The 16,092-nt window shown below is 61.8% G+C and carries 12 protein-coding genes; 11 read left to right on the top strand and 1 reads right to left on the bottom strand.

What is annotated here, in order from left to right; all coding sequences use genetic code 11:
• A partial coding sequence (locus NUW12_05925; protein ID MCR4402310.1) for a transposase occupies positions 1-311 on the bottom strand: 311 nt, incomplete at its 3' end.
• 308 nt (positions 312-619) lie between these two features.
• Here NUW12_05925 and lonB point away from each other — a divergent pair.
• The 11 genes from lonB (at position 620) to NUW12_05870 (ending at position 16,047) form a co-directional block, all read left to right on the top strand.
• On the top strand, positions 620-2,311 hold the full coding sequence (lonB, locus tag NUW12_05920; GenBank protein MCR4402309.1) for an ATP-dependent protease LonB: 1,692 nt from the start codon (positions 620-622) through the stop codon (positions 2,309-2,311).
• Positions 2,312-2,718: 407 nt separating this feature from the next.
• The gene (gene lon, locus NUW12_05915; protein MCR4402308.1) at positions 2,719-5,184 is read left to right on the top strand and encodes an endopeptidase La; all 2,466 of its coding nucleotides are present in this window, start codon (positions 2,719-2,721) and stop codon (positions 5,182-5,184) included.
• A gap of 515 nt (positions 5,185-5,699) precedes the next feature.
• Positions 5,700-6,767: a 2,4-diaminopentanoate dehydrogenase gene (ord, locus tag NUW12_05910; protein ID MCR4402307.1), complete on the top strand. Its 1,068-nt coding sequence runs from the start codon at positions 5,700-5,702 to the stop codon at positions 6,765-6,767.
• A 10-nt stretch (positions 6,768-6,777) separates the two neighbouring features.
• Entirely contained in the window at positions 6,778-7,122 is a 345-nt protein-coding gene (ortA, locus tag NUW12_05905) for a 2-amino-4-oxopentanoate thiolase subunit OrtA (GenBank protein MCR4402306.1), read from the top strand.
• A 26-nt stretch (positions 7,123-7,148) separates the two neighbouring features.
• A complete protein-coding gene (gene ortB / locus NUW12_05900) occupies positions 7,149-8,549 on the top strand; it encodes a 2-amino-4-oxopentanoate thiolase subunit OrtB (GenBank protein ID MCR4402305.1) in 1,401 nt (466 codons plus the stop codon).
• Positions 8,546-8,908, top strand: a complete 363-nt coding sequence (locus NUW12_05895; protein ID MCR4402304.1) for an ornithine aminomutase subunit alpha — start codon at positions 8,546-8,548, stop codon at positions 8,906-8,908. Before ortB ends, NUW12_05895 begins: the two co-directional genes overlap by 4 nt.
• Before the next feature lie 6 nt (positions 8,909-8,914).
• Positions 8,915-11,263, top strand: coding sequence for a D-ornithine 4,5-aminomutase subunit OraE (gene oraE, locus NUW12_05890; GenBank protein MCR4402303.1), 2,349 nt, complete (start codon positions 8,915-8,917; stop codon positions 11,261-11,263).
• Positions 11,257-12,642: a GlmL-related ornithine degradation protein gene (locus tag NUW12_05885; GenBank protein MCR4402302.1), complete on the top strand. Its 1,386-nt coding sequence runs from the start codon at positions 11,257-11,259 to the stop codon at positions 12,640-12,642. Before oraE ends, NUW12_05885 begins: the two co-directional genes overlap by 7 nt.
• Before the next feature lie 47 nt (positions 12,643-12,689).
• The gene (locus tag NUW12_05880; protein MCR4402301.1) at positions 12,690-13,994 is read left to right on the top strand and encodes a cyclic 2,3-diphosphoglycerate synthase; all 1,305 of its coding nucleotides are present in this window, start codon (positions 12,690-12,692) and stop codon (positions 13,992-13,994) included.
• A 132-nt stretch (positions 13,995-14,126) separates the two neighbouring features.
• The gene (locus tag NUW12_05875; protein ID MCR4402300.1) at positions 14,127-14,351 is read left to right on the top strand and encodes a hypothetical protein; all 225 of its coding nucleotides are present in this window, start codon (positions 14,127-14,129) and stop codon (positions 14,349-14,351) included.
• 409 nt (positions 14,352-14,760) lie between these two features.
• Positions 14,761-16,047, top strand: coding sequence for a hypothetical protein (locus NUW12_05870; GenBank protein MCR4402299.1), 1,287 nt, complete (start codon positions 14,761-14,763; stop codon positions 16,045-16,047).
• Positions 16,048-16,092: the final 45 nt, after the last annotated feature.

Genomic DNA, 16,092 nt, shown 5'->3' with positions numbered 1-16,092 from the left:
TTGTCGATGCCGAGCTCTTTCCACAGGCTATCGAGCACCCAGGCCCCGCCTATGGCCTTACTCGATATGACCTCCACCTGGTCTGGGTTTCCTGACTGCAAGGCGCAAGCCTCTGCGGGCTCTAGGAATCGGCCTATGCTCTTTGCAAGCCTCTTTAAGGCCTCGACGTCCAGGGTATCCGCGCGCCCGAACGAGTAGATCACCTCCGCCTTCGCGCAGCCTGCCTTGGGGTCCCAGACGTTGTGGGCTAGCTGAACGTATTTTGTGACCGAGCCGTCCTTGTTCTTCCTGCTGGTAGTTCTTATATACATGTCTAGATTATAGCATGGTTACCAGCGTGGTGCAAGTCCATAATAGAGTGCGCGTGTGCCTATTGACTTTTTCTGTTTTGGCCGCCGCCAAACCCGCAAACCCGCATGAAACCTAGATCCCCGATCCCGAAAACCCCCTCTGTGTGCCCTGTCACTGTCGAACCCGGGTGTGAGGCGGTGACGGAATTCCTTCGGGTCATAGCCGAATGGATGCCGAATAGATCAGGTGGTTCACACTTAAGCCGCGGAGTCGTGGACATAATACACTCGAAAGACATCCATCTGGCATGGGCAGAGGCGGCTTCTCCATGGACTTTGCAGGCAACGTGTTCGGGCTCGTGAACCTGTTCTTCGGGATAGTCATAGGGCTGTATTTCTGGAATCTCCTCAGAACTCAGCAGGGGAACAGGGTTGCCGTAGACCGGGAATCTCGCAAGGAGATGGAGAAACTCCAAAAGATGCGCAGCATCTCCCTGACGGAGCCACTCTCGGAGAAGACCCGGCCTACGACGCTCAAAGAGATCGTAGGTCAGGAGGAGGGCCTGCGTGCGCTGCGCGCCGCGCTGTGTGGACCCAACCCCCAGCACGTCCTGATGTACGGCCCTCCAGGCGTGGGCAAGACCGCCGCTGCCAGAGTCGTTCTCGAGGAAGCCAAGAAGAATCCCCGCTCGCCGTTCAAGCAATGGGCCAAGTTCGTCGAGGTGGACGGAGCGACCTCCAGATTCGACGATCGGGGTATCGCAGATCCCTTGATCGGTTCCGTCCACGATCCAATATACCAGGGAGCGGGTCCTCTCGGAATAGCAGGCATCCCACAGCCGAAGCCGGGCGCTGTGACAAAGGCCCACGGTGGCATACTGTTCATCGATGAGATCGGCGAGCTTCATCCCGTGCAGATAAACAAGCTCCTCAAAGTGCTGGAAGACAGGAAGGTGTTCCTGGAGAGCGCGTACTATAGCTCGGAGGATCCCAATATCCCCCAGCACATCCACGACATATTCCAGAATGGGCTTCCGGCCGATTTCCGGCTCGTCGGGGCGACCACCAGGTCTCCGGACGAGATCCCAGCCGCGATCCGCTCGAGGTGTATCGAGGTCTTCTTCAGGGCTCTCACTCCCGAGGAGGTGGGGACCATCGCGGCGAACGCTGCGGAGAAGGCAGGTTTCTTCCTGGAAGATGGGGCCCTCGACGTCATCAAGAAATACGCGTCCAACGGCCGGGACGCCGTGAACATCCTTCAGATCGCCGGAGGCGCCGCGCTCACGGCCGGAAGGCAGCTCGTAACGAGGGCAGACATCGAATGGGTGGTGAACTCCGGCCAGTACTCTCCCCGTCCGTTCAAGAAGGTCCCTCGCGCACCTCAGGTGGGGTACGCGAACGGGCTTGCAGTGTACGGCGCGATGAACGGGATGCTGGTGGAGATCGAGGCCACCGCGGTACCTGTGGAGAGGGGAACAGGGAAGGTCGTCACGACCGGGCTGATAGACGAGGAAGAGATGGGCGAGACGGGGAGGATAATGAGGCGCAAGAGCATGGCGAGAGGCTCTGTGGAAAACGTCATCACCGCGTTGCGTAAATTCCTTTCGGTCAGGCCCGAGGATTACGACATACACGTGAACTTTCCGGGTGGCATCCCCCTTGATGGGCCGTCGGCCGGGGTTGCCATCGTCACCGCCATCTACTCCGCTATAACCGGCGTTCCCGTGGACAACAAAGTCGCCATGACGGGCGAGCTGTCGATACGCGGGTACGTGAAGCCCGTTGGCGGGATCGTTGCGAAGGTCGAGGCCGCGGCGCTGGCGGGCGCGAGCAAAGTGATAATCCCCCGTGAGAACTGGCAGGAGAGCTTCGCGGAAAGGAAGGACATCTTCATCACCCCTGTGGAGCGGGTCGAGGAGGTCGTTCAGGCCGCGCTGGTCGCTCCGGGGGCGCTAATGGGCTCCATCAGCGCGAGCGTCCATACCCAGGTGGCCGCGGCGGGTCTATCCGCAGGGTGCTGAGGAGGGCACTGAGGCCTTCTCTCTGCAACAGAAATTGACAGTTCGGGCATGTTGACATAATGATGACCTGTGTGGTAGCCTTGCCTGTGAGGTGAGGCTTTCCTCGTTTTCTCATCGGGTCATCGGTACGTTCAGCCTGCCACAGTAAGCCGCCGATTCACCATGCTTGCGCTACCAGCCGTGGCACGTCGCGAAGCGAGGGGATTTGAAGGGCGAGAGCCGGGCGCGATAGCCCGTGTCCCTGGAGTCGAGGGCAGGAATCGGACAGGCCGGGCCGAATACACTGAGTATTGAGGGCACCGCGCCTGGGCGTGACTTGCTGCTGATTCGGGCGGGGCGTGTAGCGCGGCTCGCGATGCGGAGCGGGGATTAGTCCGCCGGAGCAGCCGAGGAGGTGCAAGGTTGTCATGCCGAAGGAAGAAGCCAAAGCAGCAACGACAAGAGACTTGGTGCCTCTCCTCCCGTTGCGCGGAGTGATCGTGTTCCCCTTCATGACGGTTCCCCTCGACGTGGGCAGGGACAGATCCGTCGCTGCGCTCGAAGACGCGATGATGAACGAAAGACTCATCCTGCTCGCCGCGCAGAAGCAAGCGAAGGTGAACGAGCCGACGCCCAAGGAGATCCACGAGGTGGGCACCATCTCCGAGGTCAAGCAGCTCGCCAGGTATCCCGATGGTACGATACGGGTGCTGGTGGACGGAATCCGGCGCGCGAGGATCGTCGAGTACGTCCAGGTGGATCCGTTCTACAAGGTCAGGGTGGAGCCGCTCGACGTGTCGGAACGACTGACGAAGGAGACCGAGGCGCTAATGCGCAGCGTCATCGGGTACTTTGAATCGTATGTGAGAGTGGGCAAGAAGATCCCCGCGGAGGTCTTGACGTCCGTTCAGGCTATAGAAGACCCGGGAAGACTAGCAGATGACATCGCAGCTCACCTTCCTCTGCGCACGGAGGACAAGCAGAAGATATTGGAAGCCGCCTCGCCTAGGGTCAGGCTCGAGCGGCTGTGCGCGATTCTCCTGAAAGAGATGGAGATACTCGAACTCGAGAAGAAGATCAACTCGCGCGTGCGCAAGCAGATGGAGAAGACTCAGAAAGAGTACTATCTGCGAGAGCAGATGAAAGCGATACAGAAAGAGCTGGGCGAAAGGGACGAGAGATCCCAAGAGGGCGAGGAGTACAGGGAGAAGATCGCCGCGGCCAAGCTGCCTAAGGAAGTGGAAGAGCGCGCGATCCGTGAGGTGGAGAGGCTCGAGAAGATGCCTCCCATGGCTGCTGAGGCTGTGGTGGTGCGAACCTACCTCGACTGGCTCCTGAGCTTGCCGTGGACTTACAAGACAGAGGACCGCCTCGACATCGAGGCGGCGGCAAGGGTTCTCGACGAGGACCATTACGGCCTCGAGAAGGTAAAGGAACGCATTCTCGAGTTCCTAGCGGTGCGCCAGCTCACGACGAAGCTCAAAGGCCCGATTCTCTGTCTCGTCGGTCCTCCCGGAGTGGGCAAGACCTCGCTGGGAAAGTCAATCGCGCGGGCGCTCGATAGGAAGTTCGTCAGGTTCTCGCTGGGCGGTGTGAGAGATGAGGCCGAGATACGCGGGCACCGGAGGACGTACGTAGGCGCCCTGCCGGGCAAGATCATACAGGCGATGCGCCAGGCCGGCTCGAAGAATCCGGTGCTCCTCCTCGATGAAGTGGACAAGATGAGCTATGACTTCCGAGGTGACCCGTCGTCAGCGCTTCTCGAGGTGCTCGACCCGGAGCAGAACGTGGCTTTCGGCGACCACTACATCGAGATCCCGTTTGACCTGTCGGATGTCATGTTCATTACGACCGCGAACGTGTTGCACGCGATCCCTAGGCCTCTCGCGGATCGAATGGAGATCATCTCCATACCTGGCTACACAGAGGAAGAGAAGGTCCAGATAGGCCTCCATTTCCTAGTGCCCAAGCAGGTGAAGGAAAACGGCCTCGGACACTGTGACATCCAGTTCACAGAGGGTGCGATCAGGGCGATGATCAGACAGTACACGCGCGAAGCGGGCGTGCGTGGCCTTGAGCGCGAGGTCTCCTCGGTACTGCGGAAGATAGCCAAGAGAGTGGTCAAGGAGTCGGCAGGTGGAGAGACACCTCGCGTGGTCGTTGACGCCGGCGACATTGAAGGATACCTCGGGATACCCCAATACCGGTATGGTGTCGCGGAGTCCGAAGACAGGGTGGGAGTCGCGACGGGGCTCGCCGTCACGGAAGTGGGCGGCGATATCCTGGCCATCGAGGTCTCCGTGATGAAAGGCACCGGAAAGCTCACGCTCACGGGGAAGCTTGGGGACGTGATGAAGGAGTCGGCGCAGGCCGGATTCACGTACATCAGGTCTCGTGCGGACGAACTGGGGATCGACCCCGACTTTTATCAAGACCGGGACGTGCACATCCACGTGCCGGAAGGGGCCATACCCAAAGACGGACCATCCGCGGGAATTGCCATGGCGACCGCCCTCGCTTCCGCGCTTTCGGGGCGGCCGGTGAGGTGCGATATCGCCATGACGGGCGAGATCACGCTGCGCGGGAGGGTCCTCCCCGTGGGTGGTATCAAGGAGAAGGTGGTCGCGGCGCACCGGGCTGGAGTCTTCACGGTTGTGCTTCCCGGCGAGAATCGAAAGGATGTCGAGGAGATCCCCAAGAGTGTCCTGGAGGGAATGAAGCTAGTGTTCGTGGACCACATGGACCAGGTTCTCGAGGTGGCGTTGCAGCGGCGCGAGGAGCCTCGCGGAAGCGAGCGGAACGCGGATGATGATGACGAAAAGGTCCTCCCCGAAATCGTACACGAGAGCCCACTGGCTCCGGTCCCAAACCAGATCTACTACGGGTCCTGCTAGTAGCCCTCCGGGGCGTCTCGTGGTGGCGGCCAGCGCCGGGAGGGATCTCCAGTCAGTTCCCGGCGGCGAAACTCCACGGCAACCGGACCGGCCGGGATCCTGAAACTACGGCAAAGGATGAACACCTCTTGAATGGATGGGCCACCCGTGCGCGGGTGGCCCGTCCCACTTCACACGTTGCGACGGTCATGCCTTCGCGCTCTGTCGGTTGGGCAGGAATCCCGCTTCGTGAGTAGAATAACCTACAGAGAACTTGAGAACCTAGGTGCGACAGGCTGCCAAACATCTGGAGTGGGGGAGGCGGCACATTTTTCGCCCAGAGCTATGCATTGTCTGCATAACCATGCAGGCGTGCATACAATCTGATCCTTCTTCAGGCAGGCGAGCTGCCCGGGCGCCTCAGCGCGCTCACCCGCGTGGAGCAGTGGGAGCGTGCAGGTGGGAGTGCCGACGGAACTCCACGGACGGGTGGTTGCGTGCTGCCATCCAGGGATCGTGCAGGGAGAGTGATCACAGTGGACGAGATCACGGTGGTGTGCTGGGGACTAGGCGCGATGGGCTCGGGAATGGCAAGGGCGCTGCTGGAGCGCAAAGGCGTCAGAATCGTCGGGGCGATTGCGACGAGGCCTGACAAGGCCGGCCGCGACCTCGGGGACGTCCTGAACGCGGGGCGGGATCTCGGCGTGAGGGTCACGAACGACCCGGACGAGGCGCTCGAGGCCGGCGCGGACGTCGTGCTTCATGCAACTTCGTCGTTCGCGAGGGAGATCTACCCTCAGCTGGACGCGGCCATGGCCGCGGGGAGCAACGTCATAACTGTGGCAGAGGAGATGGCATATCTCCGACAGAGCGACCCAGGACTTGCAGCAGAGATCGACCAGCTTGCCCGCAAGTACGGGGTCAGCGTGCTCGGAACGGGTATCAACCCTGGTTTCGTCCTGGATACCCTCATCATCGGGCTTACGGGCATATGCACCCACGTCAAGCGGGTGAAAGCACGGCGGGTCAACGACCTCTCTCCTTTCGGGCCGACCGTGATGAGGACTCAAGGTGTCGGGACCACGGTCGAAGAGTTCAGGGAAGGGCTGGAGAAGGGCTCGATTGTCGGCCACATCGGCTTCATACAGTCATGTGGAATGATCGCGGACGCCCTTGGCTGGAGGCTTGACGAGATCACCCAGACAAGGGAGCCCATAGTGTCCAATACCAGGCGCACGACACCCTACGTCGACGTCAAGCCTGGCATGGTCGCGGGATGCAACCACACTGCCCACGCCTTCATGAACGGCGAGGAGGTGATCACCCTTGAGCATCCGCAGCAGGTGTTGCCGGGTCTGGAGGGCGTCGAGACAGGGGACTACATATGGATCGAAGGCACGCCTCCGGTGAATCTCGCCATCAAGCCCGAGATACCAGGAGGCATCGGCACCATAGCCATTGCGGTCAACATGATACCGCAAGTGGTTGAGGCGGAGCCGGGTCTTGTCACCATGAAAGACTTGCGGGTGCCTGCTTGCGCTATGGGGGACATGGCAAGCCTCGCGAGGACGGCGAGAGGGGATGGGGAAAGTGTGCGGAAGTGACCCGGAGGGTATGCCGGAGAGGACGGAGCGCGTTCCAGCCGGGGAGTACGTGCAGGTAAAGGCGGTCGTTCTGAGACCAGGCGAACGCGCTCCGCAGGTGCCTGAGGACACCCAGCGAGTCCCGCTGGAGCTGCGCATAAAGGGCTACCTGGACAGTGACGCGTTCATCGGGGACGAGGTAACCATCACGACGGTGCTCGGAAGAAAGGTCGCGGGACAGCTCATTGCGGTAAACCCCCCATACCCACACTCGTTTGCGAGGCCGGTGCCCGAACTCCTGCACGTGGGCGAGGAGCTCGGGCGCATTCTGAAAACCGATGGGGCAAGCAGGCCGGGAGAGGGTGAACGGGCTTGACACGGGGCACGGGCTACGCGGAGGTCATGGCGCGACGCCACGAGATAATGAAGTCGGCCGTGGGAATCGACTACGAGAAGTTCGAAACGGGCGCCATCGCTTTCGATTACGAGGGGATGATGGACGAGGTTGGTTACACGCTCGAAGAGGTCCATGCCATCCAGGACGAGACCAACGTGGGACGGACTCCTCTCGTGGAACTCCGCAACATAACGGAGGTCGTGCGTCGCATCGCCGACCCCGGTAAAGGAGCGCGGATCCTGGTAAAGGACGAGGCCGCGAACCCCTCGGGGAGTTTCAAGGACAGGCGCGCGTCGGTATCTGTGTACCGCGCGAAGACAAAGGGCTACCAGGGCGTCATCGCAGCCACAAGCGGGAATTACGGCGCGGCCGTAGCTTCGCAGGCAGCCAAGAGGGGGATCAAGTGCATCATAGTCCAGGAGACCTACGACTCGAAGGGGCGCGGCCAGCCAGAGATCATCGAGAAAGGCCGGGCGTGCGAGGCGTACGGAGCCGAGGTGCATCAGCTCACCGTTGGGCCAGAGCTCTTCTACGTGTTCCTAATGCTTCTCGAGGAGACGGGGTTCTTCAATGCGTCGCTCTACACGCCGTTCAGCGTCGCCGGCATCGAAACCCTTGGGTACGAAGTCGGCACGGAGACCCTGCGACTGACTGGGCGCTTCCCGGACGCGGTGATAGTGACGCACGCGGGCGGCGGAAACGTAACGGGGACGGCTCGAGGTCTACGCAAGGCGGGAAGCCGCCAGACCCAGGTGATCGCTGCGAGCGTCGATATCACCGGGCTTCACATGGCGAGCGACTCCGACTTCAACAGAAAGTCCTTCACAACCGGGCACACCGGCTTCGGAATTCCCTTCGCGACCTGGCCCGATAGGTCGGACGTTCCGCGAAACGCCGCAAGACCTCTCCGCTACATGGATAGGTACGTCACAGTGACGCAGGGAGAGGTCTTCTACGTCACCGAGATGCTGGCGAAACTGGAGGGCATGGAGCGGGGTCCCGCAGGAAACACGTCGCTTGCGGCTGCCATCGCGATCGCTCGCGAGATGGATCGCGACCAGGTCGTGGTTGTGCAAGAGACTGAATACACGGGCGCGGGCAAGCATCCCTACGCGCAGCTTGCATTCGCACGGGACATGGGAGTCGAGGTGAGGCGCGGCGATCCCCGCGAGAACGTGCCGGGGAAGCGCATAGTCATACCTGAGCACCCGTCTCAGATCCGCGCGCAGGACGTGTCGCTGGAGGAGATGCGCAAGTCCTACATACGAAACGCGTTGTCCCACGCAAAGGCGCGGCGAGTATCAGAGGAGGACGTGAGGTTCCTCGCGGAGGACACGAACTCGACTGTGGCGTTCGTGGAGGGTACCATCCACGAGCTCGAGGCAGAGGGGGTCGCAGCCAGATGATGCGTTCGGACGATTTCGAGGAGAGACGCCGTCACCTTGCACACATGAGCAACGAGGAGCTCGCGAGGTACTTTTGGGAGCTCGCCGATAAGGTGGTGCAGCCGCTGGTGGACCTCGCCCGTACCCACACGTCGCCGTCCATTGAGAGGTCGGTGCTTCTCCGGATGGGGTTCTCAAGCCTGGAGGCGAAGACCATCGTGGACAAGTGCGCCGAGAAAGGTCTTCTAGGCAAGGGTGCCGGCCACGTTGTGTGGAAGCTGGCGAATGCCAGGGGAATGTGCGTGCGCGATGCGGGCGTTGCTCTGGCCGAGGGCAGACTGTGGGATGAGGCAGCCGCGCTCTTTGGGTTCAGGAGGTGAGGCGCCGTGGACGAAAAGCGGCTTTCCCCTGACGAGAAGCTAAACGTGAGGGAGATCCTTCGAGACCTCGAGCACTACAGGCCGAGGCGGCGCGGCTGGGTTTGGCGCGAGAAGCTGCCCCCAGGAACTCGCGTGGGCCCGTTCGAGTATCGACAGATATCGAGCTCGCTGAGGCGGTCGGTGGCACTGCCCGCCGCGAAGTACTTCGGGGGCGTGGATCCACAGCCGGAGGTCGTTGTGACCACGGAGATCGCATCGGGTCGCTTCGAGGACGACATCAGAAGGATGAGGATGGCCGCGTGGCACGGGGCTGACCACATCATGGTCATACGTACCACAGGGCAGAGCCACTTCGACGGGCTCATCGAGGGCACTCCGGAAGGGGTTGGCGGCGTCCCAATCACGCGCAAACAGGTGCGCGCAACGCGAAAGGCCCTCGATCTCATCGAAGACGAAGTGGGCAGGCCAATAAACTTTCATTCCTACGTGAGCGGGGTGGCGGGTCCGGAGATCGCCGTCCTCTTTGCGGAGGAAGGCGTGAACGGAGCTCACCAGGACCCCCAGTACAATGTCCTCTACAGAAACGTGAACATGCACAGGTCGTTCGTGGACGCGGCGGTGGCAAAGACCCTTATGCAGTGGGCAGGGATGGCTCAGATAGACGGTGCGCACAACGCGAACGCGACGGCTCGCGAGGCATGGAAAGTAATGCCCGAGCTGATGGTGCAGCACGCCATCAACTGCGCCTACTCAGTGAAAGTGGGAATGGCGAAGGAGAACATATGCCTGTCCACGGTTCCACCAACAGCACCGCCCGCGCCGGAGATGCGCCTGGATCTCCCGTACGCCGTTGCTCTTCGCAGGCTGTTCTCTGGGTACAGGTTCCGAGCTCAGATGAATACGAAGTACATAGAGTCTTCCACGCGCGAGGCCACGGTCACTCACACTCTCAATCTCATGCTGTCGCGACTCACCAGCGCTGACATTCAGAGCACTATAACCCCTGATGAAGGACGGAACGTCCCATGGCATTACAACAACATCGCCGCTCTTGCCACCGCGAAGCAAGTGCTGGTGGGGCTGGATGGTCTGCGCGACATGGTGAGGCTGGACGAGGATCCCAATGGCGAACTAGAGCGGAAAGCACGGGAGATCACGGAGCGCGCCGTATTGTTCCTGGAAGAGATCTTGAGCGTGGGAGGGTACTTTGAGGCTGTCAGGCTTGGATTCTTCGTGGATTCGGGGATGTACCCCGAGCGGAACGGAGACGGGATAGCGCGCGACCCAGACGGAGGAGTGGCTGCAGGCACGATAGTGCCGCGTGACCCCGATTACATGGCTCCTGTCTGCGCCCACTTCGGGGAGAACCACCTCCCTGATGGGATCCCGGTCGAGCGGCCTTGCGACCTAATAGGCGGGTGCACGCTGTGTAGGCCGGATAGGATAGTGTACATCGACGAGCTCGATCCCACGGACAACGTGGATACGAGACTCGCGGCTCTCGAGGCCGGCCAGCCGGGCTTGGTCTATCCTGAGGTGGAATGGGCCGCGGACCGCGTAGTGACCATGACCATGTTCTGGCCTCTCGACGAGGCCCGAGCGGAGGCGGCGGCCCTCGAGACGGCGCGAAGGCTCGGCCTGGAGGAGCCGAAAGCCATCCACAAGGAGGTCATGCACCCAGCGGAAGGCACGCTGGTCGAGGTGAGGGGCAAGGTCTCGTTCGGGGTCGAGCTGGCAAAGCTCAAGCTGCCCGAGGGGCAGAGGAACCTCTCGGCCGACGAGATAAGGAGATTCGTGAAGGACCGAGGCGTGAAAGTCGTCGCGGCGACGGTAGGCCAGGACGAGCACTCGGTGGGCCTCCGGGAGATACTAGACATCAAACACGGTGGAATAGAAGCTTTTGGAATCGAGTGCCACTACCTCGGGACGTCGTGTCCCGTGGAGAAGCTGGTCGACGCTGCGATAGAGGTCGGGGCGGACGCCATACTTGTGAGCACCATTATCACGCACGCCGACGTCCACAGGATCAACATGAGGAAACTCGCCGACCTGTGCCGCGAGAAGGGCATCCGGGAGAGGGTGCTCCTGGTGGCCGGGGGCACGCAGGTGACGTGGGACGTTGCCACTGAGTCGGGCATGGATGCGGGATTCGGAAGGGGAACCCGAGGCATAGACGTGGCGAGTTTCCTGGTCCAGAGGCTGCGCGAGAGGGAGGGCGGCCCATGCACCGAGCCGGGGGCTGAAGCGAGTCCGGGCGCAGCTGAGAATCGGAGCGCAAGGGAGGGGGCAGAAAGCGGGGCGGGCACCCTGCCGGACGGGAACGCCGAACGAGGCGCGGGGGCTGCCAGATGGTAGACGTCTTGGTTGCGGAGATCGGCAGCACCACAACCCTCGTGAACGCTTTTGCCGGCCTAGACGGCCCGAGTCCGGTTTTCCTTGGACAAGGGAAGGCACTCACCACCGTAAACGAGGGCGATGTCGCAATCGGTTTGCAGAGGGCGGTGGAGGACCTCGGGCGCGTCCTTGGAACGACGACACCTGTCAGGTATGGAGAGCTCCTGGCGACATCAAGCGCCGCGGGCGGGCTTCGGATGACAGTCCACGGGCTCGTGTACGACATGACGGTCAAGGCCGCCAAGGAGGCGGCGCTTGGGGCGGGTGCCGTGCTGAAAATGGTGACCGCCGGTCGCCTGTCGCAAGCCGACCTCGAGAGACTCCGGGCCACACGCCCGAACATCATCCTTCTGGCGGGCGGGGTGGACTTCGGAGAAAGGGAGACGGTGCTCGAGAACGCAAGACTCATCGCCGGGGCGCGTGTGCCGGCCCCTGTGATATACGCAGGCAACAGGGCGATCCACGACGAGGTGAGGGCGATCTTGGAGGAAGCCGGGATCTCCGTCACCATAGTGGAGAACGTGTACCCCCGGGTGGACGTGCTCAACATAGAGCCGGCGAGGCGAGCGATCCAAAGGCTTTTCGAAGAGCACATCGTGACCGCGCCGGGCATGGACCGCGTTCGCGAAAGGGCGCACGGCGGGATCATGCCTACCCCGGGCGCCGTGATGGCGGCAGCGAAGCTTCTCTACGAGACGATAGGAGACCTCGTGGTCGTAGACGTGGGGGGAGCCACCACAGATGTACACTCGGTCACACAGGGCTCCCCGGAGATAGCCAAGATCCTCGTGAGCCCGGAGCCCCTAGCGAAACGCACCGTGGAGGGCGATCTCGGAGTTTTCGTTAACGCCGGCAACATAGTGAACCTGGTAGGCAGGGAGAAGGTGTTTGGCGACCTCGGTATGGACCCAGGGGAGGCCCTTGCGGAGCTCGAGCCGGTGCCCTCGACCGAGAGGGGCATGCGTCTCGCGCTGGCTCTCGCAAGAGAGGCCGCCAGAATCGCAGTTGAGCGACATGCGGGTGACGTCCGGTACCTCTACGGCCCCCTGGGTAGAATCACGGTGGCGGAAGGAAAGGACCTGACGCGCGTCAAGTGGATAGTCGGCACGGGGGGAGCGGCGACGCGACTGCCGCAGGGCCGTCTCATACTGGAGGCGGTGAAAGGCAGGCGAGGCGAGACGCGACTACTTCCCCCGGCTGACGCCGAGTGTGTGGTGGATCGGGATTACGTGATGGCGTCGTGCGGCGTGTTAGCCAAGTCACGTCCGGAGGCAGCCATCGCCATAATGCTGAGAAGCCTCGGGCTCGTCGACCGGCACGGGGCAAGACCATCGACGTGAGGACGGGAGTGAGATCTCAAGTGGCAAGGAAAACGAGAGTAGTGATCATGGGCGCTGCTGGTCGTGACTTTCACAACTTCAACACGTTTTTCCGTGACAACGATGAGTACGAGGTCGTGGCGTTCACGGCGACACAGATTCCGAACATCGAAGGGAGGCGCTATCCGCCCGAGCTTGCGGGGGAAGGTTATCCCGACGGCATTCCCATCCTCGCCGAGGAGGAGCTGGCTGCCATAATCGAGGCTAACGGTGTGGACCAGGTGATCTTCGCATACAGCGACGTCTCTCACCTGGACGTGATGCACAAGGCTTCGTTGGCGCTGGCCAAGGGGACGGATTTTCGCCTCATGGGTCCTGGAACCACGATGCTCAAGTCGAGAGTGCCGGTCATCGCCATCACTGCCGTGCGGACCGGCGTCGGCAAGAGCCAGACGACTCGCAGAGTGACGGATATCATGAAGAAGCACGGCAAGAAGACGGTCGTGGTCCGCCATCCCATGCCGTACGGGGATCTCATAAAGCAGAGGGTTCAGAGGTTCGCGACTTTTGACGATCTCGACAGGTATGATACGACCATAGAGGAGCGGGAAGAGTACGAGCCGCACATAGCGAGAGGCTTCGTGGTCTACGCGGGGGTAGACTACGGCGCGATACTGCGGGAGGCTGAGAGAGAGGCGGAGGTGGTTCTCTGGGACGGAGGCAACAATGACATGCCGTTCTATGAGCCGGACCTCCTCATCACCTTGGCCGACCCTCACAGGCCTGGTCACGAGACGTCATTCCATCCCGGCGAGACGAACCTTCGCATGGCCGACGTGGTCGTCCTGAACAAGGTCGACACTGCGAAGCCCGAGGATGTGGACAGGGTGGAGGCCACGGTGAAGAGGATCAACCCGGGCGCGGCAGTCATTCGAGCGGCTTCTCCCATCGTGCTCGAGCAAGGGGACATGATAAGGGGGAAGAAGGCCCTCGTCGTGGAGGACGGTCCGACGTTGACGCACGGTGGCATGACCTACGGAGCCGGGGTGATAGCTGCGAGGCGTCACGGCGCTGCGGAACTCGTGGATCCCGAGCCGTACGCCGTCGGATCCATCAAGGCCACCTTGAGGAAGTACCCCGACCTGGAGCCTTTGCTGCCCGCAATGGGGTATGGCAGAGAGCAAATCCGCGAGCTGGAGGAGACGGTGAATCGAACCCCCGCCGATGTCGTCATCATAGGCACTCCCATAGACTTGCGGCGGGTGATGAACATCACGAAACCGGCGTTTCGTGTGAGCTACGAGCTCGAGGAGATAGGCCGTCCGACCCTGGAGGAGATCATCTTGGAGAGGTTCACCGGGACGCTCTTCTGAGTCGAAGTCTGCGGCTGGGCACGGTGGCCTGTTACCGGTGAAGTTGACTCGCCTGGCGCCGTGTGGTACACTCTGGACGTCAAGGAAACAGCTGTCACAACCGAGGCAAACGACGTGAAGGAGTGGTGCCGTGTGGCTGAGGTCGAGCTTCCGGAGGGCGTGTCCGTCGCGAGCCTGAGAAGCTGCCGCCAGCTCAGAGGATGCCCCGCAAGCCTGTATCTCATCTGTCCGGTGTACGCAAGACATGACAACTGCTGGGACTCGGAAGAAGGGTGCATGGACTGCTGGAAGGACTGCGAGCACTGCAAGGACTACGCGAAAGCTGTTTCCCTGGGGCTTGTCAAGAAGCGCAGGTGAACAAGGTCAAAGGCGATCTCCAGGGGCTGGGGCCGTGAAAGGCTCGCCTGCGGGAGCGGCTGAGCGGGCATAGATAGCTAGCACCCGGCGTCAGAATGTCTGCCCGACCGATCAAGGTCCTGCGGGAGCTGCGGAGAGCCTAGCGAGGCAGGCGGAGCGCCAGCCCCGTGAGGTGACCTGGAACACATGCACGAACAGCAAGAGAGCCCTCTGGCACGTACACGGTGATCGTGCCGGAGGGCTTTCTTACGTGATCGTACTAGGGCAGCGTAAGGCAGCACCACCCGAAAGTGGGATTGTCATCCATGGGAATACATGGTATCATGGACACGCCTGCGTTCTGTTGATGGGACGGATAGACGCAGGGCGCAGCAGGCGCGTTCCGCGCTTTCGGGGAGGGAATGCGTTCGTGAGGTGCGGTAACACTGCTCTTGCCGGATTTGTCGGCGCGTTCGCGTGTGTGCTCGCGGTATCTTGGGGTCTCCCTCCAGGTATTCTCATTTCGTCCGTCGAAGGCGCCGAGCGCTTGGATCGCGCGCAGGCGCCCACAGCGCGCTTTGCCGGCAAGCTTACGCTGGACTTCTCGTGCGCTCACGATGACTCCGGGTCCACAGCCATGAAGCTGGGAATGGCCGTTGACGGCAAGCTGCGGCTGCAGGCTGACGGAGGCGTGTCGTGTGACGTCACCGGGAGCGCGAAACCTCACCCTGCGGGCCGTGGAATCCTGGGGTACGCTGCCGTGGCGTTTGCCGCAAGACCCGGATGGGGAGTTAGACTTGACTTTGACGCGAGGACCAGCCGGAGCTGTGAGACCAATGATTCCGGTGAGCCCACTTTTGACAGCGTATCTAGTCTCGTCAGAACCACGCTGGAGTGGAAGTCCGGTTCCGGCAGGCTGTCCTCAAAGGTTGCGTGGGAGAGGGAAGGGGTGGTGTTCCCGTGTCGGCCGTCCAGCGACCGTGATAGTAGGGTGGTCGAGGGCGAGCTGAGGGTGGTTCCCACGGCGGCGGTATCCGCTCAGGTGGGGGTGAGCTTCGTGGACCGGCGGTATCGCATTGCGCCGCACAAAGATTCCTCTACCAATGCGTCGTGGTGTGAGGTAGAGGTAGATCCGGCGGGCGCCGGCGCGGAGGGCAAGGTCAGGCTGGAGGGCAGGAGCGTCACGTATCCCGGCTCCAGCACCAGAACGTACGACCAACGCAGCAGCGAGGTTGCGCTGTCTTGGAACCCGTTGTCGCGCCTCTTTGTGAGCCTGACGCTCTCCCACGTTGACAGGGACTTTCCGTTCGCCCCCGAGAAGGACCTCACCGACCGCGAAGTCTCCGCGTTGTTATCAATGAGAGACACCCTCGCCGGCACTATCACTCTCAAGGGCACGGCTTTCCAGCGCAAGGTGCCCGCGTCCGCCCAGAAAGAGTACACGAGCCACAGCATAGGTACAGAGCTTGAGTCATTGGTGGGCGACCATCTCTCGCTTTCCGCGGGGTGTGTCCTGTCGAAGAGGATCCACAAGGATCCGCAGGAGAGGGACGGCGACTATACGGAGGCGGAGATCTCGTGGAGAGTGAGGTACGACCTCTCCAAAGACGCCGAGCTTGTCTGCGAGGCAGAGATCGAACGCCGCGAGTACCCGTTCAAGGAGACCGCTAATACCTATGGTCTCACGTCCGGGGTGACCGTCGTGTACAGATTCTGAGCTGCCGAGCGCCAGGCGCTCGCGACAGTGCCCGCGCGGAATCCT

It is taken from the genome of Bacillota bacterium, from assembly GCA_024653485.1.
Taxonomy (GTDB): domain Bacteria; phylum Bacillota; class SHA-98; order UBA4971; family UBA4971; genus UBA6256.
The sequence above is the reverse complement of the archived record's forward strand: the minus strand, read 5'-3'. Positions and strand labels throughout refer to the sequence as shown.